Annotated in this window: 22 protein-coding genes and 1 pseudogene; 6 read left to right on the forward strand and 17 right to left on the reverse strand. The window is 65.1% G+C overall.

Going from position 1 to position 23,670, the window contains the following annotated elements; all coding sequences use genetic code 11:
* Positions 1-49 precede the first annotated feature (49 nt).
* The 3 genes from QFZ40_RS12770 to QFZ40_RS12780 all read right to left on the reverse strand — a co-directional run bounded on the left by QFZ40_RS12770 (position 50) and on the right by QFZ40_RS12780 (position 3,557).
* A complete protein-coding gene (locus QFZ40_RS12770; RefSeq protein ID WP_306904820.1) occupies positions 50-1,741 on the reverse strand; it encodes a ribonuclease J in 1,692 nt (563 codons plus the stop codon).
* Positions 1,742-1,798: 57 nt separating this feature from the next.
* Positions 1,799-2,707 (reverse strand): 4-hydroxy-tetrahydrodipicolinate synthase, encoded by a 909-nt coding sequence (dapA, locus tag QFZ40_RS12775; protein WP_306904822.1) that lies wholly within the window; start codon positions 2,705-2,707, stop codon positions 1,799-1,801.
* 103 nt (positions 2,708-2,810) lie between these two features.
* Positions 2,811-3,557, reverse strand: a complete 747-nt coding sequence (locus tag QFZ40_RS12780) for a carbon-nitrogen hydrolase family protein (RefSeq protein WP_306904823.1) — start codon at positions 3,555-3,557, stop codon at positions 2,811-2,813.
* A gap of 465 nt (positions 3,558-4,022) precedes the next feature.
* On the opposite strand from QFZ40_RS12780, the gene QFZ40_RS12785 reads away from it, so the two are divergent.
* Both QFZ40_RS12785 and QFZ40_RS12790 read left to right on the forward strand, forming a co-directional pair.
* The gene (locus tag QFZ40_RS12785; RefSeq protein WP_306904824.1) at positions 4,023-4,397 is read left to right on the forward strand and encodes a hypothetical protein; all 375 of its coding nucleotides are present in this window, start codon (positions 4,023-4,025) and stop codon (positions 4,395-4,397) included.
* A gap of 12 nt (positions 4,398-4,409) precedes the next feature.
* Positions 4,410-5,645, forward strand: a complete 1,236-nt coding sequence (locus QFZ40_RS12790; RefSeq protein ID WP_306904825.1) for a heparan-alpha-glucosaminide N-acetyltransferase domain-containing protein — start codon at positions 4,410-4,412, stop codon at positions 5,643-5,645.
* A gap of 56 nt (positions 5,646-5,701) precedes the next feature.
* On the opposite strand, the gene QFZ40_RS12795 is transcribed toward QFZ40_RS12790, so the two are convergent.
* From QFZ40_RS12795 to QFZ40_RS12835, 9 genes are all read right to left on the reverse strand, one after another.
* A complete protein-coding gene (locus QFZ40_RS12795) occupies positions 5,702-6,178 on the reverse strand; it encodes a hypothetical protein (RefSeq protein WP_306904826.1) in 477 nt (158 codons plus the stop codon).
* 3 nt (positions 6,179-6,181) lie between these two features.
* Complete coding sequence (gene dapB / locus QFZ40_RS12800) at positions 6,182-6,940, reverse strand: 4-hydroxy-tetrahydrodipicolinate reductase (protein WP_306904827.1); 759 nt, start codon at positions 6,938-6,940, stop codon at positions 6,182-6,184.
* A 123-nt stretch (positions 6,941-7,063) separates the two neighbouring features.
* Positions 7,064-7,525, reverse strand: coding sequence for a molybdenum cofactor biosynthesis protein MoaE (locus QFZ40_RS12805; protein WP_306904829.1), 462 nt, complete (start codon positions 7,523-7,525; stop codon positions 7,064-7,066).
* On the reverse strand, positions 7,515-8,051 hold the full coding sequence (locus QFZ40_RS12810) for a MogA/MoaB family molybdenum cofactor biosynthesis protein (protein WP_306904830.1): 537 nt from the start codon (positions 8,049-8,051) through the stop codon (positions 7,515-7,517). Before QFZ40_RS12810 ends, QFZ40_RS12805 begins: the two co-directional genes overlap by 11 nt.
* Positions 8,048-8,542 carry a cyclic pyranopterin monophosphate synthase MoaC gene (moaC, locus tag QFZ40_RS12815; RefSeq protein WP_306904831.1) on the reverse strand — a complete coding sequence of 165 codons (495 nt, stop codon included), beginning with the start codon at positions 8,540-8,542 and terminating at the stop codon, positions 8,048-8,050. Before moaC ends, QFZ40_RS12810 begins: the two co-directional genes overlap by 4 nt.
* The gene (locus QFZ40_RS12820; protein WP_306904832.1) at positions 8,530-9,942 is read right to left on the reverse strand and encodes a molybdopterin molybdotransferase MoeA; all 1,413 of its coding nucleotides are present in this window, start codon (positions 9,940-9,942) and stop codon (positions 8,530-8,532) included. The genes moaC and QFZ40_RS12820 overlap by 13 nt, the downstream gene beginning before the upstream one ends.
* Positions 9,939-11,594: a molybdopterin-dependent oxidoreductase gene (locus QFZ40_RS12825; RefSeq protein WP_306904833.1), complete on the reverse strand. Its 1,656-nt coding sequence runs from the start codon at positions 11,592-11,594 to the stop codon at positions 9,939-9,941. Before QFZ40_RS12825 ends, QFZ40_RS12820 begins: the two co-directional genes overlap by 4 nt.
* Positions 11,584-12,825, reverse strand: coding sequence for a sensor histidine kinase (locus tag QFZ40_RS12830; RefSeq protein ID WP_306904834.1), 1,242 nt, complete (start codon positions 12,823-12,825; stop codon positions 11,584-11,586). The genes QFZ40_RS12825 and QFZ40_RS12830 overlap by 11 nt, the downstream gene beginning before the upstream one ends.
* On the reverse strand, positions 12,812-13,621 hold the full coding sequence (locus QFZ40_RS12835; RefSeq protein WP_306904836.1) for a response regulator transcription factor: 810 nt from the start codon (positions 13,619-13,621) through the stop codon (positions 12,812-12,814). Before QFZ40_RS12835 ends, QFZ40_RS12830 begins: the two co-directional genes overlap by 14 nt.
* A gap of 132 nt (positions 13,622-13,753) precedes the next feature.
* Between QFZ40_RS12835 and moaA the strand changes: the two genes are divergently transcribed.
* The 3 genes and pseudogenes from moaA to QFZ40_RS12850 all read left to right on the forward strand — a co-directional run bounded on the left by moaA (position 13,754) and on the right by QFZ40_RS12850 (position 17,004).
* Positions 13,754-14,875, forward strand: coding sequence for a GTP 3',8-cyclase MoaA (moaA, locus tag QFZ40_RS12840; protein WP_306904838.1), 1,122 nt, complete (start codon positions 13,754-13,756; stop codon positions 14,873-14,875).
* A 5-nt stretch (positions 14,876-14,880) separates the two neighbouring features.
* Positions 14,881-15,147, forward strand: coding sequence for a MoaD/ThiS family protein (locus QFZ40_RS12845; protein ID WP_306904839.1), 267 nt, complete (start codon positions 14,881-14,883; stop codon positions 15,145-15,147).
* A 189-nt stretch (positions 15,148-15,336) separates the two neighbouring features.
* Positions 15,337-17,004, forward strand: a pseudogene (locus tag QFZ40_RS12850) (DUF222 domain-containing protein).
* A 163-nt stretch (positions 17,005-17,167) separates the two neighbouring features.
* Here QFZ40_RS12850 and QFZ40_RS12855 read toward each other — a convergent pair.
* Positions 17,168-17,743: a helix-turn-helix transcriptional regulator gene (locus QFZ40_RS12855; protein WP_306904840.1), complete on the reverse strand. Its 576-nt coding sequence runs from the start codon at positions 17,741-17,743 to the stop codon at positions 17,168-17,170.
* 820 nt (positions 17,744-18,563) lie between these two features.
* Between QFZ40_RS12855 and QFZ40_RS12860 the strand changes: the two genes are divergently transcribed.
* A complete protein-coding gene (locus QFZ40_RS12860; protein WP_306904841.1) occupies positions 18,564-18,845 on the forward strand; it encodes a hypothetical protein in 282 nt (93 codons plus the stop codon).
* A 72-nt stretch (positions 18,846-18,917) separates the two neighbouring features.
* Here QFZ40_RS12860 and QFZ40_RS12865 read toward each other — a convergent pair whose 3' ends face one another.
* The 4 genes from QFZ40_RS12865 to rpsO all read right to left on the reverse strand — a co-directional run bounded on the left by QFZ40_RS12865 (position 18,918) and on the right by rpsO (position 23,658).
* A complete protein-coding gene (locus tag QFZ40_RS12865; RefSeq protein ID WP_306904842.1) occupies positions 18,918-19,379 on the reverse strand; it encodes a DUF1579 family protein in 462 nt (153 codons plus the stop codon).
* A gap of 33 nt (positions 19,380-19,412) precedes the next feature.
* On the reverse strand, positions 19,413-20,756 hold the full coding sequence (locus tag QFZ40_RS12870) for a M16 family metallopeptidase (RefSeq protein ID WP_306904843.1): 1,344 nt from the start codon (positions 20,754-20,756) through the stop codon (positions 19,413-19,415).
* A gap of 124 nt (positions 20,757-20,880) precedes the next feature.
* Positions 20,881-23,145 (reverse strand): polyribonucleotide nucleotidyltransferase, encoded by a 2,265-nt coding sequence (locus tag QFZ40_RS12875; RefSeq protein WP_306906913.1) that lies wholly within the window; start codon positions 23,143-23,145, stop codon positions 20,881-20,883.
* A gap of 243 nt (positions 23,146-23,388) precedes the next feature.
* The gene (rpsO, locus tag QFZ40_RS12880; protein ID WP_247048644.1) at positions 23,389-23,658 is read right to left on the reverse strand and encodes a 30S ribosomal protein S15; all 270 of its coding nucleotides are present in this window, start codon (positions 23,656-23,658) and stop codon (positions 23,389-23,391) included.
* Positions 23,659-23,670 lie beyond the last annotated feature (12 nt).

A 23,670-nucleotide genomic window follows, 5' to 3' on the forward strand; every position in this document is an offset into this window, starting at 1 on the left:
TTCCGAGGAACCGGGCCTTTCGTCATTCCGGACACAGGTCCTGTGGCTGTTACGCCTCGAGGACCACCGGGATGATCATGGGCTTGCGGCGGAGCTTGCGGTTGACCCAGGTGCCGACCACACGGCGGACCACCTGCTGGAGCTGATGGGTGGTGTGGTCCGTGCGGTTGAGCACGGCTTCCTCCAGCGCAGCGTTGATCTTGGGAATGATTTCATCGAAGACGGCATCGTCTTCCGCAACGCCGCGGGCGTGGATCTCGGGACCCGAGACCACCTTCCCGGTGGCGCGGTGGATGACCGTGATGATGGAGATGAATCCTTCATCGCCCAGGACCTGGCGGTCCTTCAGGTCGGCGTCGGTGATTTCGCCGACGCTGGAGCCGTCCACATAGACGAAGCCGACCTCGACCTGGCCAACGATGTCCGCCTGGTGGTCATGAAGATCGATCACGGTGCCGTTGTCTGCGAGCAGGATGCTCTCGTCGGGGACCCCGGAGTCCAAAGCAATCTTGCCGTTGGCAATCAGGTGGCGGGTCTCGCCGTGCACCGGCATCGCATTGAGTGGCTCGAGGATGTTGTAGCAATACAGCAGTTCACCCGCGGCTGCGTGGCCCGAGACATGGACCTTGGCGTTGCCCTTGTGGATGACGTCGGCGCCAAGCTTCAGCAGGCCGTTGATGATCCGGAAGACCGCATTCTCATTTCCCGGAATCAGGCTGGACGCCAGGATGACGGTGTCGCCGTCTCCAACCACCACCCGGTGGTCGCCGTTTGCCATCCGGGACAGTGCGGCCATGGGTTCGCCCTGGGAACCTGTGGACATCAGCACCACCCGGTTATCCGGAAGGTTGTCGATGTTCTTGATGTCCACCAGGAGTCCCTCGGGAACGTCCAGGTAGCCCAGCTTCTCGGCGATCGCCATGTTCCGGACCATTGAGCGGCCCACGAAGGCCACCTTGCGGTTGTGCTTGGCCGCCGCATCCAGGACCTGCTGGACACGGTGCACGTGCGAGGAGAAGGAGGCGACGATCAGGCGCTTCGTGGCCTGGCCGAACAGCCGGTCCAAGGTGGGTCCGATTTCCTTCTCGGCGGTGGTGAAGCCGGGGACATCGGCGTTCGTGGAATCGGACATGAACAGGTCCACGCCTTCTTCGCCCAGTTTGGCGAAGTGGCGCAGGTCGGTGATGCGTCCGTCCAGGGGCAGCTGGTCCATCTTGAAGTCACCGGTGTGCAGGACGGTTCCGCCAGCGGTCCGGAGGAACACTGCGAGGGCATCGGGAATGGAGTGGTTGACTGCGACGAACTCACACTCGAACGGGCCGAACTTCTCCACCTGGCCTTCGGTGACGGTGAGGGTCAGGGGCCTGATCCGGTGTTCCTGCAGCTTCGCCTCGATGAGCGCAAGAGTCAGCTGCGAGCCCACGAGGGGGATATCGCTGCGCAGGCGGAGCAGGTACGGAACCGCCCCGATGTGGTCTTCGTGGCCGTGTGTCAGGACGACGGCCACAATGTCGGCCAGCCGGTTCTCGATGTAGGAGAAGTCGGGGAGGATCAGGTCCACTCCGGGCTGGGTCTCCTCCGGAAAGAGGACACCGCAGTCGACGACGAGCAGCTTGCCGTCGATTTCAAAGACGGTCATGTTCCGGCCGATCTCGCCCAGGCCTCCGAGCGGCACAATCCGCAACGTGTCCTGGGGGAGTTTCGGCGGCGTGACAAGGCCGGGAAGGGCGGTTTGGGTCATAGTGCACTACTTTCCAGGCGATTGCCAGGCAGGTCGTTGCCGATCAGGGGAACCTGATCAGGAAAAAACCAGCCCCGCTTGCGCCAAATCCTCGCGGATGGTTTCGATCTCGGCTTCGTCCGGCTCCACGAGGGGCAAACGGACAACCGAGTTGGGCAGGACTCCCTGCCATTTAAGAATTTGCTTGGCCGCGACTGCTCCCTGCACGCGCGTCATCGTTGCGCGCACCACAGGCTCGAGGCTGAAATTGATCTTCCGGGCGGTTCCAAGGTCGTTGGCATTGACGGCGTCAATGAGTTCCCGGAAGCGGCGGGTGGCAACGTGTGTTGTGACACCTACCAGCCCTACGGCACCCAGGGCCATCCATGGCAGTGTCAGTCCGTCGTCCCCCGAGTAGAAAAGAAGGTCAGTCTCGGCCATAACGCGTGTTGCCGCCGTGAAATCGGCTTTGGCGTCCTTCACGGCAACGATGTTCGGGTGCTGCGCGAGGCGGATCATGGTCTCGGGCGCGATGGGGATGGAGGAGCGTCCCGGGATGTCGTAGAGCATGACCGGGACATCAACAGACGAGGCGACGGTCTCGAAGTGTGCGCGTACACCTGCCTGGCTGGGCTTGTTGTAGTACGGCGTGACCAGCAGGAGGCCATCGACGCCGAGCGCGGCGGCCTGCCGGGAAAGATGCACGGAGTGTGCGGTGTCGTTGGTCCCGGTGCCGGCGATTATGGCGGCCCGCCCTCCGACTGCCTCCTTGACGGCACGGAACATTCCGAGGTTTTCCTCGTCGGTGAGGGTGGAGGTTTCCCCGGTGGTTCCGGTCACGACGAGGCCGTCGCAGCCGTCATCCACAAGCTTGACGGCCAACTCCGCCGCCTGCTGGTAGTCCACTTTGCCGTCGTTTGTGAACGGTGTGACCATGGCGGTCAGGAGGGTACCAAGAGCAGGAACGGTCGCGGAAGTTTCAGCCATGGAAAAAACGTTACCCTGTAGGCGGCTGGTTAGGACAATGCCGCCGGCGTGATGAACATCAAATTGCTTGCTTGCGGTGTCATCGGAACCCGCCGGTGAAGGGTCAGCGGAACTTCCGCAGCGCGCTCCGCTGGAGGATGGCCGTCACCACTTCAGTGCTTGTTCCGGCCGCCTTTTTCATCAGGAGGCCGTCCGGGCCCCAGAATCCGCTGAGCCCGCACGAGGGACCCAGCATGCTGGTTCCGCCAAGATTGGCCAGGATCGCGAACATTCTGTTGTCCATGGCCCGGGCTCCCAGGTGCAGTGCCAACCGGTGCGCCTCTTCGCGCGTGTAGACCGCCGAGACAGCGTAAACGTCCGCCCCTGCCTGCGCTGCATCGGTTGAGTGGGCTGGAACCGCGGCATCAAAGCAGATGGCGAGGGCGATTCTCCAGCCGTCCAGTTCAAGGAGGGCAGCACCTCCGCCGCGCACAAATATCTCCTTCTCCTGCCCATGGAGATGGGTCTTGAACGAGATCTCGGTACTGCCTTCGGGGTGGATGGCCAGGGAAGCAAGCCGCGGGGTGCCGTCCGATTCGCGGTAGGGGGCGCCTGCAACGGCAGTGATTCCCGTGCGGCGGCAGATTTCGCGGATGTCGCCCAGCCGGTGGTCGTCCGGGTCCAGCCAGTTCTCCTGGTCCTCCAGCAACGGCAGGTCGTAACCGGTGAGGGACAGCTCCGGAAATATCACCAGCCTGGACCCGTGGGATTCGGCATCCTCGATCAGGCGGACGTGCTCCATCGCGTTGGGGATGATACCGCCGTCGAGGGCCTGGTACTGGACAGCGGAAACAGTCAGGGCGTCGCTCACACCTTCATCCTAGGGAACGAGCATCCCGGGGAACGATGCATCTCAGGGAACGAGGCATTTTTCCGGATGCCACATCGCTTTCAGGATTTTGCTTCACCCGCCGTCATGTGCGGGTGCGGATGTGGACATGGATGGGATGCGGCTGCGGATGCGGCTGCGGATGCGGCTGCGGCAGGTTTCCCACCCGGGTGGCCACCAGGCGGCATCGCGGCAGGCTGACAGTACCTGCCCACTGCAGCCTCCCGCAGCCCCTCGGCCCAGCTCGCCAAACGCTGCGATGCCCTGATGTAGTGAAACAGTTCAACGGGCGTGAGGGCTTCGAGGTCAGTTTCGGCCAGCCTCCGTGCCAGTTCCGCTCCTGGCGGTTGGGCCGACAGAGTGACGCCCTCCTGTTGCCACTGCACGTCCTCCGACGATTCCCCCGTCACCAGTTGCCGGAAAAGGTAGTCCACGACGCCCGGGCTCATGGCCTTCGTCAGCCCCTGCGAAGGTGAGGGACGGCCGACGTCCCGGGCCGGCTGTGAGGAGCGGCTGGCGGCCATCGCCGCTGGTGCCACTTGCGTCGGTTGCGTGTTTTGCGCCGGTGCCGCTCTGGAGGAAACCGCCGTCCTGGATGAACCTGCCGTCCTGGATGAATCTGCTGTCCTGTATGAATCTGCTGTCCTGGATGAGCCCGATGGAGTCTGCATGGCATCAAGGATATTCGAACATATATTCGAATACAAGAGTTTCTCGCCGGATGGCCGAATCCTCGTCAGGTCCAGGGTCCACTCCAGCATCCGCTGCATCGCGCGGTCCGGCGTCCGGTGCCTGGCACCGCCGCCAAGCGCCCTTGTGTGAGAACATCGGCTCATGACCTCGCGTGCCACGGCAAGACCTTCCAGGGCGCCCGGAAGCTCATCTGCCGCATACCGCCTCCGTGGTATTGACGCTGCACGTGGTCTGGCGCTTCTTGGCATGATGGCCACACACCTCCTACCCACGTTCGAGTCCGACCCGGGCATGACCCCTACCTGGATCGGCCTCACCTTCTCCGGCCGGGCCGCTGCCTTGTTCGCCGTGCTGGCTGGAATCGGGCTGGCTCTGTCAACGGGAAAGCAGGTGCCGTTTGAGGGCCCGGCGCTGGGGGCGGCCCGCCGCGGCATAGCGCTCCGGGCGGGAGTGATTGCCGCCGCCGGGCTGACGCTTGGTGGGCTGGAAGTAAACCTGGCAATCATCCTGGTCCATTACGCTGTTCTGTTCCTGTGCATCCTGCCGTTCCTGGGCCTGAAACCGAAGGCACTGTGCATCTGGGCTGCCGGCTGGATGCTGGCATCCCCGGTACTCGCTTACCTGCTCCGCCCGTGGCTCATGGCTTCTTCCCCGCAGCTGATACTGGACCACAATCCGGCCTGGGAGGACCTTGGCACGCCCTCCCAGCTTCTGGGAGATGTGTTCTTCACCGGTTACTACCCGGTGTTCCAGTGGCTGTCCTACCTGCTGGTGGGCCTGGCCATCGGCAGGCTTCCGTTGACGAAGGCGCGTATTCCGGTCCTGCTGCTGGCCGGAGGAACGGTGCTGGCTGTCCTCGCCAAGGCGCTGGGCGTAGCGGCGATGGAGAACTGGGGCGGCAGGGCTGCCCTCCAGCAGGTACTCAACGCCCCGGACTATCCGCTGGATAGCCTGTTGCAGGTCAACCTGGCGGGCGTACAACAGGAGGGATCGTGGTGGTGGCTTGCGACGGTGGCGCCGCATTCCGGCACCACCCTTGACCTCGCACACACCTCCGGTGTTGCTGCGGCCGTGGTGGGGGCATGCCTCTTGCTGGGCCGGCTCGCGGATTGGCTCAACCTCGACCTGTTGCTGCCCCTGCGCGGCGCCGGCGCCATGACGCTAACGCTGTATAGCGTTCACGTCTGGGTGGTGGCGGCGTTCTACCTGAAGCCGCTGCCCGCCGGCTGGACGGAAGAAGGAATGTACTTTGCGCATGCCGCCACAGCCGTCATCGTGGGCATGGTGTTTGTCCTGCTGAAATGGCGGGGCCCGCTTGAATGGCTGGGCCACGCGGCAAACCAGCTGGGCCGTCATTCAGGAAGCGGACTTCGCTAGCCAGGACTCCGCCAGCGAGGGGGATCCGTGCTCCCTGCCGGCACAGCCGTCAACGGTCAGACTGGAACTTTTCCGCGAAAGAGCCGGACGGCGTCGCGCATGGAAGCGCGGGCGCGCTTGCGGTCCCCGGCGGCATCGTAGGCGCAGCTGAGGCGGAACCAGGAACGCCAGTCATCGGGCGCCGTCTCAGCCTCTGCACGGTATTTTTCGAATTCCTGGTCCGCCGCGGCGCGGACGATCCTTCCGCCGGGAGTGCGCGGCAGGTCATCCACAGGCAATCCGCCCTCGGCTTCGAGGACCTTGGCCATCTGCTCCGTGCGCGCCCCGAACATCAGCTCACGGATCATGGCCCACGCCCCGATGACGGGAAGTACAAGGTATCCGGCACCAATGGCTTTGGCCGTCAGGTTACTGTCCATGAGCAGCAGAACGGAACGCTGGAAAGACACCACCAGGTAGAACACCAGGAGGGCCGTTACGGCACCCACCCAGATCTTGGTCCGGTTTTTGCGGAAAACCTCGATGAACCCCACGGCTCAGAACCCCAGGTCCAGGTAGCCGTCCAGGCCCACGGTGAGTCCCGGGTGCGCGGCGACATTGCGGAGGCCCAGCAGGACCCCGGGCATGAAGGAGGCCCGGTCAAACGAGTCGTGCCGGAAGGTCAGCTGCTCCCCCGGCCCGCCGAGAAGCACTTCCTGGTGTGCCACGAGGCCGCGCAGCCTTACGCTGTGCACGCGGATTCCGTCCACGTCGCAACCCCGCGCGCCGGCACGTTCGCTCGTGGTGGCATCAGGGCTGGGCGGGACGTCTGCGGCTGCGCGCTCCGCAGCGATGAGCTGGGCAGTGCGGACTGCAGTGCCTGACGGTGCATCCACTTTGTCCGGATGGTGCAGCTCGACGATCTCGACTGACTCGAAGTATTTTGACGCCTTCGCGGCAAGTGCCGATGCCAGCACCGAACCGAGGGCAAAGTTGGGGGCGATCAGCACGCCGGTTTCCGGCTTTGCCGCCAGCAGTGCTTCCAGGGTTGCGAGCCGCGAGGCGTCCCAGCCGGTAGTTCCCACGACAGCATGCATGCCGTGCTCGACGGCGAACCGGACATTGGCCTCGGTGCTTTCAGGAACCGTCAGGTCCACCACATACCTGGTCCCGGACGACGCCAGCTGGTCCAGTGAATCGGCGCGTCCCAGCGCGGCGACGAGCTTCATGTCAGCGGCGGCTTCAACGGCCTTGACGGCTTCGGCGCCCATGCGCCCGTTGGCGCCCAGCACGGCGACAGCTAGTTGTTGGGTCATGGCGTTAACCCTACCGTCGGGCCGGGGCGTGGGCTGAACCGGAGGCTGTGCGTTACCTCCCATCCTCCCGACCTGCCATACCGGTCACCGGCGCGGTCAGCCGCCCGTGATGTCCTTTGGCGGTCAGCCTCCCGCGCCCACCCATTCCACGGTGCCGTCGGTAAAGAACTGTTCCTTCCAGATGGGCACCTGTTCCTTGATCCGGTCCACCAGCTCGGCACAGACCGCGAAAGCCTGGCCGCGGTGCGCAGCCGAAACGGCACAGACGAGCGCGGGATCCCCGATCTCCAGCATCCCGATCCGGTGGGCAGCCCAGATCCGCACGGGCTGCGGAGAGGGCCCTGCTGCGTCCTGTTCGGCCGCGAGCCGGGCGACGACGTCGGCCATCACTTGGTGGGCGGTGGGGTGGGCGCTGTAACTGAGGCGCTGCACTGCCTTCCCGCCGTCGTGGTTCCGGACGACGCCGCTGAAGCTCACCACTGCCCCGGCGGTGTCTGATTCCACGGCCGCAATGGCCTGGTCAACCGAGATGGGTTCGGCGCTGAGGACGGCGTGGACCACCTCGAAAACTGATTCAGTGCCCATGGCCGCCCTCCAGCTGGTCGCACAGGTGGCCGATGACGGGATCCAGGACGGACAGCCCGTCCATGACTCCCTTGGGCGATCCGGGCAGGTTGACGATGAACGTGCTGCCATGCGACCCGGCGTGCCCCCGGCTCAGCGCAGCGAGCGGCGTCTTGGCCGCACCCGCCTGCCGCATGGCTTCCATGATGCCCGGGATTTCACGGTCCAGCAGCGGGAGGGTGACGTCAGGGGTCCGGTCGTCAGGGCTGAGGCCGGTCCCGCCGCTGGTGATCACGACGGCGGGATGCTGGGTCAGGAGGGCTCGTATGGCCGCCCCGACGGGCTCGCCGTCCGGGACCACCATTGCGGGGAAGGCTTCAAACCCGTGTTCGGTAAGCCAGTCGATGATGATCGGACCGGTCTCGTCCTGGTAGATGCCCGCAGCGGCCCGGGTGGAGGCGATGACAACTCCTGCCTTCCGCCCCTGCACATCCCCGTGCCGGTGCGGTTCCGGAAGGTTAAGGGTGTTCCCGGTAATGCTGCTCATCGTGTCCAGTCTCCGCTCTTGCCGCCGCTTTTCGCGAGCACTTTGATGTCCGTGAGCACCGCATGCTTGTCCACGGCCTTGATCATGTCGTAAACGCTCAGGGCCGCCACCGAAGCAGCTGTCAGGGCTTCCATTTCCACGCCCGTGACACCGCGGGTCTTGACCGTGGCTAGGATGGCTACGGAATCTGTTTCCAGCTCAAAGTCGACTGTCACCTTCGACAACGGCAACGGATGGCACAGCGGAATCAGGTCAGGCGTCTTTTTTGCGGCCATGATACCTGCCACCCGGGCCACCGCCAGGGCATCCCCCTTGGGCAGGCCGCCAGATCCCAGCAGGCCCAGCACTTCCCTGGTCGTGCGCACGGTGGCCGTGGCGGTGGCTTCGCGGGCGGTTTCGGCTTTCGCTGAAACATCCACCATCTGGGCGGTGCCGTCTCCGCGCAGGTGCGTCAGCGCGGACGGGCTCTGTTCTGCATTCACAGCATCCATACTTCCACCTCGTCGCCTGCAGCGAGCGCCGCGACCCCTTCAGGCACGTGCACCAGCGCATTTGAACCAGCCAGGGCATGCATCAGATGGGAGCTTTCGCCGCCCTCGAGCCGGACGGTCCCGTCAGCCCCCAGGCTCCCCCGGCGGACCTGGTGCTTGTGCTCGGGCGACGTGAGTCCATGGGCAAGCCTGGCCCGGACCGGTATCCGCGGCGCCGGAGATCCGAAGAGCCCGGACAGCACGGGACGGAGGAACATTTCGAAGGAAACCAGGCAGCTGACCGGGTTCCCTGGAAATCCTAGGAAGGGCACGGCGTCGAAGGTGCCGATTCCCTGGGGCCCGCCGGGCTGCATGGCCACGTGGAGGAACTCGGCCGGCTGCTCTTCCATCGCCTGGCGCACCACCTCATAGGCGCCTTTGCTGACCCCGCCGGTGGTGACGATCAGGTCCGCCACCGGCCGGTTGGCACGCAGGACGGCGCGCAGCTCCTCCGGCCTGTCGGTGGAGATCCCGGTGCGGAGCACCGAGAGGCCGGCCTGCCGCATGGCGCTTTCCAGCAGTGTGCCGTTGGCATCGTAGATCTTGCCTTCACGAAGCGGCTGCCCAGGTTCCACCACCTCGTCCCCTGTGGTCACCAGGAGGACCGTAACCGGCCGGTACACGGTGACTTCCGCGATGCCCAGTGCCGCCAGGAGTCCCAGCTGCGCCGGGCCCAGGAAAGTCCCGGCGGCCAGCGCCCGCTCGCCTGCCGGGACATCACTTCCCACGGACCGGACGAACGTTCCGGCTGCAGTGGACGGCAGCCACACCGTATTTTCCCGGTTCCCGGCGTAGTCCTCGTTCCCGGTGCCTGGAAGCGGGAACGTGTCGGGAACGGCACGTTCCACCGGCACGACGGCGTCCGCTCCGGCTGGGATCATTGCTCCAGTCATGATGGGGGCGGCCGTGCCGGTCTCCAGCCGGGCGGGGATGGCTCCGGCCGGGACGGGGTCCACGACCCGCAGCTCCGCACCGCCGTCGGGCAGGTCAGCCGTGTTGACGGCAAAGCCGTCCATCTGTGAGTTGGCGAACGGCGGGAGGCTGACAGGCGCCGTGACGTCCTGCGCGAGGCCTTTGCCCAAGGCGGCCCCGAGGGGCAGCGTTTCTGTCCGGTCCGCGGACCGCAGGTGCGTGAGCAGCTTCTGCACGGCTGCCCGGTGGGCAGCTACGGACCGTGCGGCGTGGCCTGCTGTTTTTGTGCCTGCCCCGCGGGCAGCTTCCGGGTGCGTGCCGCCGTCGTGCGTGCCGCCGTCGTGCCTGCCGTGATCCTGGCTGGGCTCCGGACCGGAACCGCCGGTGGAAGCCTCGGCGTGCTGATGCGGAGGGCTGTGCATGTTCCTGCCTTCGGTTGCGGCCGTCATGGTCTCACGTCAACTCTAATCGTGTGGAACCCCGTGGCTCCGTCCGGCGCAACCGGCCGGCGTTCCTCCGCCTGGGGTTCGCCATTGAGGTTTGTGGCCCGCACCTGGACCTCGTATTGCCCTGGCGTCAGGTCAATCCCGAGCGTCCACTGGTACCACGTATCCAGCGAGATCCCGGGTGCAAGTCCGGCCGTCTGCCAGGGTCCGCGGTTGACCCGGAGTTCCACTTTCCCGATGCCCGTGTGCTGCGCCCAGGCCACGCCTCCGAACATGACTTTTCCGGCTGCAACCTGCCGGCCGCTGCGTGGCACGTCGATGCGGGACGAGGTCTTGATCGGCCCCCGGTCGGACCAGCCGCGCGGTGTCCAATATCCGACGTCGTCCGCGAACCGCGTGACCTTCAGCTCGGTCAGCCACTTGGTTGCGGACACGTAACCGTAGAGCCCCGGCACGATCATCCGGACCGGAAAGCCGTGTTCCAGCGGCAGGGGTTCGCCGTTCATCCCGACCGCGAGGATCGCGTCCCTGTTGTCCATGAGGACTTCGAGCGGAGTCCCGGCAGTCCAGCCGTCCGAGCTCCGCGACAGCACCATGTCCGCTCCGGTTTTGGGGCCGGCCATGGACAGCAGCTCCCGGACCGGCCAGCCAAGCCAACGGGCATTGCCAATCAGGTCGCCGCCCACCTCGTTCGAAACACAGGCGATGGTCACATGCCGTTCCACGAGGGGTTTGGCCAGAAGCTCCGCGAATCCCAGTTCAACCTCGTGGTCGACCATGCCGGTGACCCGCAGCTTCCACGTGTCGGGGTTTATCGCGGGTACGGACAGGGCGGTATCGATGCGGTAGAAATCCCGGTTGGGCGTAACCAGCGGCTCCATCCCGTCCAGGCGCACCTCCGCGCCGGCCGGAATGGTCGGTGCAGGTGATCCGGCGGCCGGAAGCTGCAGACGCTGCCTGGCTTCGTTGATGCCGGCAGCAGCGCCCCGCCAAGCCGCGGCAAGGACGCCGCCCAACGCCGTCACCACGGCACCGCCTAGTAGGAGCTGCAGGAAGGTCCGCCGGGCGGCATTCCCTCCTGATTCCGCGGCCTGCGCCTGCCACTCCGCCAGCCGTCGGATGAGCTGCCTTAGGAGTATCCCGCCCAGCACCGCGGCCACCACAGGGACCGCGACGGCGTTGGGTGTCATCTGCGGCCGGGTAAGGACGGCGGCCACTCCGACCAGCCCGAAAACTGCAATGACGGCGACGCCGGCAAACCGCCTGGCCTGTTCGAGCATTCCGGCCAGCGCGGCCAATGCCGCAATGACAAGCACCATGCCGGTCAGGAGGGCTGCCTTGTCGGCCGTCCCGAACAGCGCGATGGCCGCGTCCTTCACCCCTGGCGGAACGGCGTCGATCACGGCTCCGCCAACCGCCGTCATGGGCGACAGTGACGGGCTGACCAGCCCCGCCAGGAGTTCGCCCAGCACCACGCCGGTACCGACGGCGGCTACGCCGGAGGCGGCAGCCCACTTCCGGCCCGGGCCTGGGGTTGTCGGGCCTTGTGGTTGGGGGTCTTGGGTTTGGGAGTCTTGCGGTTGGGGCTCTTGCGCGGCCGGCTTATGCGGCGCAGTGACTCCCTTCCCTGTCATGCTGTTGGGTTCATGAGGCATGGTGACTCCCAGACTTGTGGTGCTGTTCGGCTGAATTAGTGGCGCCATCCAGGGCAGTCCTGCCAGTCCCAACGGGAGAAGGATGTCCCTCCGCGGGCAGATGCAGCGTGAAGCGGCACCCGTCGTCGAGGTTTTCCACTGCGACGCTGCCCCCGTGGGCACGGGCGATCCCTGCCACCATGCTCAGCCCTACCCCGGCGCCGCTGTACGGCGCGTTGCCGGCGGCGTCGGGCTGACCTGGATCCAGGCGCGCCCGGCTCCCCTGCCACCCGGTATCGAAAACGTGTTTGAGGTCCTCCACCGGGATTCCACCGCAACCGTCCGTGACGGAAACCGACGCACTGCCGTTATTGCGGCCCACCATGACGGTGACATGCGACCCGGGCCGGCTGTAGAGGATGGCATTCAGGACAATGTTTCGGACCGCCCGTCCGATCGACGGCCCGTCGGCGAGGGCCAGGCTCTCCCGGCGTCCCCCACCGTCGAGGGTGATGCCCCGGCGGGCCGCGAGTGGCGCCAGATCGGCGAGGGCGTCGCTGGCCAGGTCATACAGATCCAGCGGTTCCGCGTTGAGCCGCAGAGTTCCGGCCTGGATCTTGGACAGTTCCAGGAGGTCGTTGACCATGGCCGCCATCTGGTCCGTCTGCGCAATGATGGTGCGGTGGTAGGCGGAGGGATCGGCTGCCATGCCGTCCTCCAGTGCTTCCGCCATGGCGCGCATGCTGGCCAGGGGTGTGCGGAGATCGTGCGAGATCCAGGACACCAGTTCCCTGCGTGACTTCTCGACGGCGGCCTCCCGCTCCCTGGATTCCTCAAGCCGGCGGCTGCTCAGGGCAAGTTCACTGGCAAGCGCGGAAAGTTCTGAACCCATCACGGCCGCTGCAGGCCCGGCTTTCTCGCCCCTGCCGATACTCCGCGCGGCCTCCAGGAGGATGCGGGCATTCCGCGAGACCCTCGCGCCGAGCATCAGGGCTATGGCGACGGCAGCCGCGGATGCCACAGCCAGGATGTACCACATGACTTCCAGGTCCCTGGCCGAGATGAACATCGCGTTGAAGGCGCTGACCATGCCCGCGGTGAGGACAGCGACAGTGGCCAGGACAACCACGCAGATCTGGACGGCGAAGGACGCACGGCGGAGGAACTTCAATACCAGCAGCGCGGCGGCCCCGAGGACGACCGCCCATAGCAGCGCCCAGCCGATGATCGCGAAAAGCTCACTGCCCTGCATCTGAGGCCTCGCTCAATTCCTGCGGGACTGCCGGAACCTCGGAACGCGCATTTTGGGGATCTCCCGGACTTCCCGGACCGGCAGGGACGTCCAGCCGGTATCCGACTCCCCATACCGTTTTGAGGAAGACCGGATGCTGGGGGTCCTCCTCGATCTTCTCGCGCAACCGCCGGACGTGGACCGTGACGGTGGAGAGATCACCGAAATCCCACCCCCACACGGCTTTGATGAGGTCTTCCCGGCTGAACGCCTGGTTCTGCCGGCGGAGCAGGAAGGCCAGGAGGTCGAACTCACGGGCGGTCAGCGACAACGGGGTGCCTTGATGGGTGACGGTGCGGGCTGAGGGATTAAGTTCGAAGCCCGCCACTTCCACCGGAGGCTCGGGCGTGAACTCCTGCAGGCTCCGGCGGAGCACCGATCTGACCCTCAGCACCAGTTCCCTCGGCGAGAACGGCTTGGTGATGTAGTCGTCGGCGCCGACCTCCAGTCCGAGGATCCTGTCGTCTTCGGTGCCAAGGGCCGTGAGCATGATCAGCGGCACAGTCATGGTTTTCCGGAGCCGGCGGCAGACCTCCACCCCGTCCAGTCCGGGAAGCATCCGGTCAAGGATGACCAGGTCCGGATGCCTGGATGAGGCCAGCTCCAAGGCCACGAACCCATCGCGGGCAAGGTCGACCTGGAAGCCGGCCTGCAGCAGATAGTCCCGCACCACTCCAGCGATGGTCTGCTCGTCCTCGACGAGCAGGATGCGGCGATTGCCGACGTCGGCCGTTACCTGCGGCTGGGACCTGTTCACTCCTCCAGCATAGGTTCGCGGGAAGGCCGCGGAGCCGGTCCTGGCCGTCCAGAGCGGAACCGTAGGACTTCCGTAAGATTCCCCGGCGTCATGGGCGTGATGGTGGGGCCCAAGGTGGCGTAGCCTGAATTCATGAGTGTTCAGCTAGGCATGCCGCAACCCCGTGAGGGTTCGGGCTCCAGCCTGCCGCATGCCACCCGTCCGGCGGACGCGCCGCCGGGACTGCTTGATCGTTATGGGCGCCGTGCCACGGACATGAGGCTGTCCCTGACTGACAAATGCAACCTGCGCTGCACCTACTGCATGCCTGCCGAAGGGCTGGAGTGGCTGGCCAAGCAGGCAGTGATGTCAGCTGAGGAGATCGTGAGGATCGTCCGGATCGGTGTGGACCGGCTGGGTGTGCGGGAACTGCGGCTGACGGGCGGGGAGCCATTGGTCCGGGCGGACCTGATCGGCATTATCGGGGCCATCAGGAGCAACCACCCCGACCTTCCCATTTCCATGACAACCAACGGTGTGGGGCTGGACAAAAAAGCGTCGGCCCTCAAGGCAGCCGGCCTTACCCGTATCAATGTCTCGCTGGACTCCCTGCACGAGGAAACCTTCGCGAAACTGACCCGCCGCCCCTTCCTGGACCGTGTGCTGGCAGGGGTGGACGCGGCCTGGGCGGCCGGGCTGGGCCCCGTCAAGCTCAATGCCGTACTGATGCGGGGCATCAACGACGCCGAGTCGCCGTCCCTGCTCGCCTGGGCTTTGGACCGCGGCTACGAACTGCGATTCATTGAACAGATGCCGCTGGACGCGGACCATGGCTGGACGCGCCGGAACATGATCACGGCAGCCGAGATCCGCGGGCTGCTTTCAGTGGACTACGTCCTGAGCCCGGACCCCCGTGCCCGTGACGGAGCACCCGCGGAGCGCTTTGAAGTACGACGCCGGGTGGCCGGGTCCGCGGACCCTCAGGGACCTGTGCTGGGAACCGTCGGAATCATCGCCTCTGTGACGGAACCGTTCTGCTCCGATTGCCGGCGGACACGGATCACCGCCGAGGGCAAGATCATGAGCTGCTTGTTCTCCCGGGAGGAGTTTGATCTCCTGGGGCTCCTGCGCGAAGGGGCCAGCGACGATGCCCTGGTCGAACGATGGCAGGACGCCATGTGGGTCAAACCCAAGGCACACGGTATGGACCATGTAGGACTTGACGCCCCGGACTTCGTCCAGCCGGACCGCAGCATGAGCGCCATCGGAGGCTGAATTTCTTGAACGTACGATACTTCGCTGCCGCACGCGCCGCCGCGGGTGTGGAAGAGGAGCGGTTCGACCTGCCCGCCGGCGCCACGGTTTCGGACCTGCTGCAGGCTGTTCTGGGAGTGGAACGGCCGGAGCCGCCGGCCGGCACACCGCCCCTGCCGCGCATCCTGTCCCGCAGCAGCTTCCTGCTCAATGAGGTGGCGGTGCGGGACCGGAGTGTTGTCCTTGCGCCGGGGGATGTTGTTGACGTGCTTCCGCCGTTCGCCGGGGGCTAGGCACTTCCAGCTTGGACTAAACATTTGAGGTTGTACGCTGTCGACCCACCGGTCGTCCTGCGGCCTCTGGTTGACGTGGATCGCGGGAGGACACAATCCCAGCCACTGATGACCCGGTCGATCGCGGTGTTATCCACATAGGCCCTCGCCTTCGCCGTTTTTGTCGGTGCCTCGCAGGATGATTTGAGTATGGAACGAATGGCAGCGGGTGAGGCAGCAGAGGCTCTAAAGTCTTCTGTCGCTGCGCTCGTTGTCCACGTCGGCCGGGCGACCTCTTATTCGGGTCCTATCGGTGCCGACCCGCTTCGGGAGCAGGCGGATGCGTTCCTGGACGGGCTGGCCGCGATTGCCCGGACGGAAGCCCAGCTGGCCGCACTGAAGGTCTTGTTGGCCAGGGGTTTTGAGCAAGCAACTCACGCCATGGCCCCGCCTGTCACGTCGCCGCAGGAACACACCGCCCAGGAGATGGTCGTGGTCGCGGAGGTCGCGTGCGTACTAACAGTGAGCGAACGCGCCGCCAGTGCCCTCCTTGCCCAATCCCGGGAGCTCACCACCACCTTGCCTTTGACCCTGGCCGCGCTGCAGGACGGGTCGATTTCGTGGCAGCACGCCCGGGTGATGGTCGATGAAACCACAGGCCTGGACCCGGCGGGCGCGTCGGCCTTGGAGGGGCACTTCCTGAATCCGGACCCGGCCGCCATGTGCGCCGCCGGGGAGCTGGTCCCGTCCCGGTTCCGGGCCAAAGCCCGGACTTGGCGCGAACGCCACCATCCTGTCAGCATCGAAATCCGCCATACCCGCAGCATTCTGGACCGGCGGGTCGAGTAAGCCCCGGACCGGGACGGCATGGCCTGGCTCGCCGCCTACCTGCCCGCCGATACCGCGGCAGGGATCTGGGACCGGACCACTACCGCAGCCCGCGCACTGCAAAGCCCGGGAGAGGGCAGGACGCTGACGCAGCTGCGCGCGGACACCGTAGCGGCCTGGCTCCTGGAAGGCGTCACCACCGGCACCGGCAGTACGGCCACTATTACCGGCGCCGGCACCACGATCGCTGGCACCAGTGCTGGCACCATGCGTGGCATCAGCACCGTCGGCACCACGACCACTGGTAGCACGATCACTGGCAGCATTGCAGACGGCACCAGGGCAGACGGCACCAGGGCAGACGGCACCTCGACCGGCACAACAACCACCGGCGGGGTGCCCTCACCCAAAGCCCAGGTCCTCATCACCGTCCCGGTGTTCGCCCTCATGGGCCTCACCGACGAACCCGCCACCCTGGACGGGTATGGCCCCATCCCTGCCTCAATGGCCCGCCGGCTCGTCGCCGACGGCGCCGAGTCCTTCCACCGGGTCCTGACAGACCCCCGCGACGGCGCACCCCTGGAAATCGGCCGCACCAGCTACCGCATCCCCGCAGCCATGCGGCAATGGCTCCGCATGCGCGACGGAAAGTGTCCCTTCCCTGGCTGCAACAACCACTCCCTGGACAACGAAGCAGACCACCTCCTCGCCTGGACCCACGGCGGTACCACCGGCATCACCAACCTCGGCCAACCCTGCCCGAAACACCACAAACTCAAACACACCACCGCCTGGAAACCCACCCAAGCCACCAAAAACAAACCACCAGGCTGGACCTCACCCACCGGACGCCACTACCAAAGCGAACAACAAAACTGGGAACCACCCCACTGGCCCAAAAACGCCATGCACGAAATCCAACATAAGGAACAAGGATGGGAACCACCACAATGGCCGCCCCATATCCTGAACCAATGGCAGGACCATGAACAGGGGCATGCCGCGCGCGGTATCTCGTGCCTGGAACCCGAACCGGCAGCCCCGGAATAACCCGGCCGGGATCGTCGTGATCGCTTCCCGTGCTCGATGGCGCCATCCCCTGAACGAGGCTGGGACTTGAACTACGGAGGCTGGCCTTTGAACTACGGCTGGCACTTGACTCCTTAGACAAAAATTCCGGATACCAGGCTGCCTGGAACTGTCACTTATGCCGCTACAGCCCGGACTCGCCAGCGACGATTCCCAGTGCCATGGCCAACAGAGACGCGCGGCTCCGCACACCACAGTTTTCAAAGATCTGTTTGAACTGGTCCTGGACTGTATAGACGCTTGTTCCCTGACTCTCCGCCATGGCCGCTGTGCTCGCCCCCGCTGACGCGAGCTCCAAAAGTTCCCGCTGCCGCGGCGGCAGACCGAAGCACCGCGCAAACATATCCAACCTTGCCTCAGGCGGGCACTCCTGGATGGTCACGGCCAGGGGCGGGGTTGAACCGGAAGCCGCAGCCGACATCCGGGTTGCCCTCAGTACTGCCCATCTGCCCGAGCCGATGTGGACCCGCGCAGCAGCGTCATGATCGTCAACGCCCGCCTCTCGGGCCAGCAGTTGCGCAGCCACATTCAAAACCTCAGCGGGGACGGCCTGATAGGGGCGCGGACCGGGCTGGAGTAAATCCAGCCAGTCTCTGGTCGACGCCGTCTCGCCCACCACGGCCATGTCTTCGTCCAGCGTGAGCACGGCCTGTGGAGGCAGCTCCAGTCGGCTTGCCCCGTTCCCTGGATGTGAGGTCATCTTGACCCCGTTCCCTGGATGTGAGGTCATCTTGGCCCCGTTCCCTGGATGTGGGGTCGTGACGAGAGGTGTCGTCATTGACGCCTCCGGCCGGTTATTTCCATCGTTGCTCGGCACCTGAAATTGCCGCGCAACCGATCGTCGCAAGGCAGGCGTCAGCTCTCTTGCAACGTCACTCATGTACCGTGTTTCCGTGTCCGAAAAGGCTCCTTGGCTGTCCACCCGCCACAGGTCAAGCCATCCCCAGCACCCATGCTTGTCCGCGAAGACAGTGGATAGGACATCGGAGATTCCGTACCGCTTCAATACACCGTCCCACAGCAGGCTCCGGGACAGATCTCCGTCCGTAGCGCGAAGCAAAGTCATCGCCAGTTGCCCTGAGCCTGCCAGCCCCGTCCATCTGGCGGGCCGCGACAAATACTTCAGCCGGATCAGCAGCGGCAATTCCCGCGGGCTGGGAATCCTGGCACGGGGCGCGACGCCGGTTGCCGTCACCGGATCACAGAGGGGCCAGACGAAAGCATCGAACGGGACAACGCGGGCTACTTCGGCCAAAGCCTCGGAGCGAAGTGACTGATGGTCCAGGGTTGAATCCCCCAGTTTCCAGTCGGCCAAGAGACGAACCCGCTCCAGGCTCCGGGTTAGCGCCCTGCCAGTAATCATTGCCCCAGTATGCCCCGGCTTGAGCGGCAACACGTCGGCCGGGCATACTCCAGATTTCTGGGATAACGGCGACCGGGAGATGGGCCTACCTTGGGCAGTGTCCAACAAAAATTGACGCCGTCACAGAGGGGCGTCGGCTCCGAAGGAGAATACCGAAATGTTCACCCTCCAGATAGAACACAGCATCAAGGATTTCGAGATGTGGAAGGCCGCTTTTGACAGCGATCCGGTGAACCGGACGGCGTCGGGGGTTGTGTCCCACAGGATAGGTCGGCCCGTGGACGATGCCCATTACGTAGTGGTGGAACTGGACTTCGCCACGCTCGAACAAGCCCGGCGTTTACTGGAAAACCTCAAGGCCAAAGTATGGAATTCGCCAGTCGCGGCTCCTGCCTTGGCCGGGATACCGCAGACAAGAATTGTGGAATCTGCGGGCTAACCACGTTCCTGGGCAACAATGTTCGTTCGCGCCAAATGCCAGATGGTCCGCCTGGTCAGGGTGCCCTGGGGATCAGACGCGCCGGCACTCCGAGGTCATGAACGGGACGAAGTTCTGGTCCGCGCCGAAGCGCAGTTCGATTATGTGGGTCAGTACCTCACCATCCACCCGGAAGGTATGGCGGGCGGTCTCGCGCTCGGTGCGGCGCTCAACGCGCAGGACGCCATCAACCCAGCTGCAGCGGGCCGGCCCGGCCGGCGGCAGGCCCATGCTGTCGACGTAATACCAAAGAACACCATCATGGTCTGGGTCTATCGTGAAGACTCCATGGCCTTCAAAATGCGACCCGTCAGCTTCGACGTGCCGGTAGCTTTGGACGACAGCGTAGCCGCCCGCCGCCCGCGTGTAAGTCACTTCGGCGGCGGCAGTGTGCTCCGGCCCCCAAGCTGATGCGGCGACCCGGGCCGTGCCCCGCCAATGCCCCAGGAAGTTCTCGAGCACCGCGTGCACGGCGCCCGTCTGCGGACTGTTCATGGCGCTGCGCGCTCCCTTAGTAAGGTATCCGGGTCAGAGACCGAATGTCTCGGTTTCATCAAACGGCCCCACCACGGTGACTGTGCGTGGCGCCGCAGCCAGCTCCCGGGCAAGGTCCTGGACCTCCTGCGCGGTGACCGACTTGATCAGCCTGAGGGTCTCGTCGATATCCTGGTACTCACCGGACACCAGTTCAGCCCGGCCGAGCCGCGACATCCGGGAACCGGTGTCCTCAAGAGCCAGCACGATTCCGCCACAGAGCTGGCCGACTGCCTTGCGGAGCTCGTCCTGGGAGATCCCGCCCTCGGCCAGCTTGTCCAGCTCGAGCCCCAGCAGATCCAGCACCTGGCGGACCTTCGAAGGCGTACACCCAGCGTACATGCCGAAGTAGCCGGCATCAGCGTAGGAAGAGGCGAAGGAATACGTGGAGTACACGAGCCCCCGCTTCTCACGGATTTCCTGGAACAGCCGCGAGGACATTCCGCCGCCCAGCACTGCGTTGAGCACGCTCATGACGTAGCGGCGGTCATCGGTGGCCACGATCGTGGGGCAGCCCATGATGATGTTGGCCTGCTCCACCGCGCGCTTGACGACATGCAGGCCCGCGGTGCCGGTAATCTCCGCACGTTCCGTAGAGCGGCGTTCCACGGGGGCGGCATCGGACTCCAGGGACCAGCCGGCCGTGTGGAGCGCGTCCACCACAAGGCGGCAGACGACGTCGTGCTCCAGGCCTCCCGCGGCGGTGATCACCAGCTCATCCGGACGGTAATAGCGGCGGTAGTGTTCCCAGACAGAGTCCCTGGCCACAGCCTTGATGGCCGCAGGCGTGCCGCCGATGGGGCGGCCCAGCGGGTGGGTCCCCAGCACGGCCGCCACGAAGTGCTCATGGGCGACGTCGGTGGGGTCATCGCTGTCCATCGCGATTTCCTCCAGGATGACATCGCGCTCCTGCTCCATTTCAGTGGGATCCAGGACGGCGCCGGTGATCATGTCGGCGATGACGTCGATGGCCATGGGCAGGTCGGTGTCCAGTACCCGGGCGAAGTAGCACGTGCTTTCCTTGGCGGTGGCGGCGTTGGATTCGCCGCCCACCTCGTCGAACGCCGAGGCGATTTCCAGCGCCGTCCGCCGCTTGGTGCCCTTGAACAGGAGATGTTCAAGGAAGTGCGTGGAACCGTGCTGCCCCGGAGCCTCGTCACGGGACCCCACACCCACCCAGAAGCCAATAGTTGCCGAGCGCTGCCCGGGCATTGCCTCGGTCAGCACCCGCACGCCGCCGGGCAGTACGGAACGCCTGACGACGGGTCCGCCGTCGGACCCGTGGACCAGGGTGTCGCCGGGCTGGTTCTGCTCAAGCGGCAGGGGTACAACAGTCATTGAAGCCTTTCAGGAGCGGCAGCCGGATCTGGCTGCCATCGTAACAGCGGCGGGGCCGGTGGATCATCCACCGGCCCCGCTGCTTCATACTATGCGCAGGAGGATGTTACTCCGCGTCAGTGGACTACTCGGCTTCGCCAGCGCCCTCTGCCCCGGCGTTGGCGTGAACGGGCTCGGGTTCGCCGGCGCCTTCCTCTTCAGCCACTACGGGGGACAGCGACAGCTTTCCGCGGTCATCGATCTTGGTGATCTCCACCTGGATCTTTTGGCCGACGGAAACGACGTCATCAACGTTGTCCACGCGCTTGCCGCTGGCCAGCTTGCGCAGCTCGGAGATGTGCAGCAGGCCGTCCTTGCCCGGGGTCAGGGAAATGAAAGCGCCGAAGGTGGTGGTCTTGACGACCGTACCCAGGTAGCGCTCGCCGATTTCCGGAACCTGCGGGTTGGCGATGGCGTTGATGGCGGAGCGTGCTGCGTCTGCAGACGGACCGTTGGTGGCGCCAATGTAGACCGTGCCGTCGTCCTCAATGGAGATGTCGGCGCCGGTGTCTTCCTGGATCTGGTTGATCATCTTGCCCTTGGGGCCAATAACCTCGCCGATCTTGTCTACCGGGATCTTGACCGCGATGACGCGCGGCGCGAACTCGGAGAGCTCGTCCGGGGTGTCGATCGCGGAGTTGAGGACATCCAGGATGTGCAGGCGGGCTTCGCGGGCCTGCTTCAGCGCTGCTGCCAGCACTGACGCGGGGATGCCGTCGAGCTTGGTGTCCAGCTGGATGGCCGTAACGAACTCGGCTGTACCGGCAACCTTGAAGTCCATGTCACCGAAAGCGTCTTCGGCGCCCAGGATGTCAGTCAGGGCAGCGTAGCGCGTCTGGCCGTCGACCTGATCCGAGACCAGGCCCATGGCGATACCCGCAACGGCGGCCTTCAGCGGCACACCGGCGTTGAGCAGGGACAGCGTGGAGGCGCAGACCGAACCCATCGACGTCGAGCCGTTGGAGCTAAGCGCCTCGGACACCTGGCGGATGGCGTACGGGAACTCCTCGCGGGACGGAAGCACCGGCACGATTGCGCGCTCTGCCAGGGCACCGTGGCCGATTTCGCGACGCTTCGGCGAACCGACGCGGCCGGTCTCACCGGTGGAGTACGGCGGGAAGTTGTAGTTGTGCATGTAGCGCTTGCGCGTGACGGGCGACAGCGAATCGATCTGCTGCTCCATCTTGAGCATGTTCAGCGTGGTGACGCCCATGATCTGGGTTTCGCCGCGCTCGAAGATCGCGGAACCGTGCACGCGGGGCAGAACCTCGACCTCGGCGGTGAGCTGGCGGATGTCCGTCAGGCCACGGCCGTCAATGCGGATCTGGTCCTTGAGGATGCGCTGGCGCACAACCTGCTTGGTTACCGAGCGGAATGCTGCGGAGAGCTCCTTCTCACGGCCTTCGAACTGGCCGGCAAGGGAGGAAACAACCTCGTCCTTCAGGGCGTCGGAAGCGTCGTCGCGCTCCGTCTTATCAGCGATCTGGAAGACAGCGGCCAGCTTCTCAGCGGCAGCGGACTCAACCGCGGCGTAGACGTCATCCTCGTAGTCGAGGAAGACCGGGAACTCAACGGTGGGCTTCGCAGCGCGCGCTGCGAGGTCCGACTGTGCGTCGCAGAGTGCCTTGATGAACGGCTTGGCGGCCTCGAGGCCCTCGGAGACAACCTCTTCGGTGGGAGCCGTGGCGCCCTGTTCCTTGATGAGGTTCCAGGAGTTGTCCGTTGCTTCGGCTTCAACCATCATGATCGCGACGTCGTCACCGGCGATGCGGCCGGCGACAACCATGTTGAACACGGAGTTCTCGAGCTGGGAGTGCTTCGGGAACGCGACCCACTGGGAACCGTTCTCGTCAGCAACCAGGGCAACGCGGACGCCACCGATCGGGCCGGAGAAGGGCAGGCCGGAGAGCTGGGTGGACATGGAGGAGGCGTTGATGGCCACCACGTCGTAGAGCTCGTCAGGGTTGATGGCCAGGACGGTCACCACGATCTGGACCTCGTTGCGCAGGCCCTTGACGAAGGCCGGACGCAGCGGACGATCCATGAGGCGGCAAGCCAGGATGGCTTCGGTGGACGGGCGTCCTTCACGGCGGAAGAACGAGCCCGGGATACGGCCGGCAGCGTACATGCGCTCTTCAACGTCGACCGTCAGGGGGAAGAAGTCGAAGCCTTCACGCGGGTGCTTGCCTGCGGTGGTGGCGGACAGCAGAGCGGTGTCGTCGTCGATGTACACCATGGCTGCGCCGGCTGCCTGCTTGGCAAGACGGCCGGTTTCGAAGCGGATTACACGCTTGCCGAAGCGGCCATTGTCAATGATTGCTTCTGAGAACTGGATTTCGGGACCCTCCAAGAGAGTCACCTCCGTTTCTTGTTTCACGGAGTCCAGCCGCATCAACCCAGTCCAGCATCTGTCTACTGGCCTGCACTGCACCCGGTCATCGATCGAGACCCTCGGCCAGGGCTTCAGTCTTCGAAGCCGTTCCCGGGAATCACTACCGAGGACCGCGAATGCGTGATGCGGTTGATCCTCCTGTTTAGTTTTTTGAAGAAGGCGGCCCGTTCCATGGAGGAAGGGGCCGCCCCTTAAGCCTGACTAGCGGCGCAGGCCGAGGCGCTCGATGAGCGCACGGTAGCGGGCGATGTCAGTGTTCTTGAGGTAGGTGAGCATGCGCTTGCGACGACCGACCATGGCCAGCAGACCGCGCTGGGTGTGGTAATCGTGCTTGTGCTCCTTCATGTGCTCAGTCAGATCCTTGATCCGCTGGGTCAGGACTGCAACCTGGACCTCCGGCGAACCGGTGTCGGCCTCAGACGTTGCGAAATCCTTGATGATGGACTGCTTTACAGCGGCGTCAAGTGCCACAATAACTCCTAT

Origin of the sequence: Arthrobacter pascens (assembly GCF_030816475.1) — a bacterium.
In the GTDB taxonomy this organism is placed as follows: domain Bacteria; phylum Actinomycetota; class Actinomycetes; order Actinomycetales; family Micrococcaceae; genus Arthrobacter; species Arthrobacter pascens_B.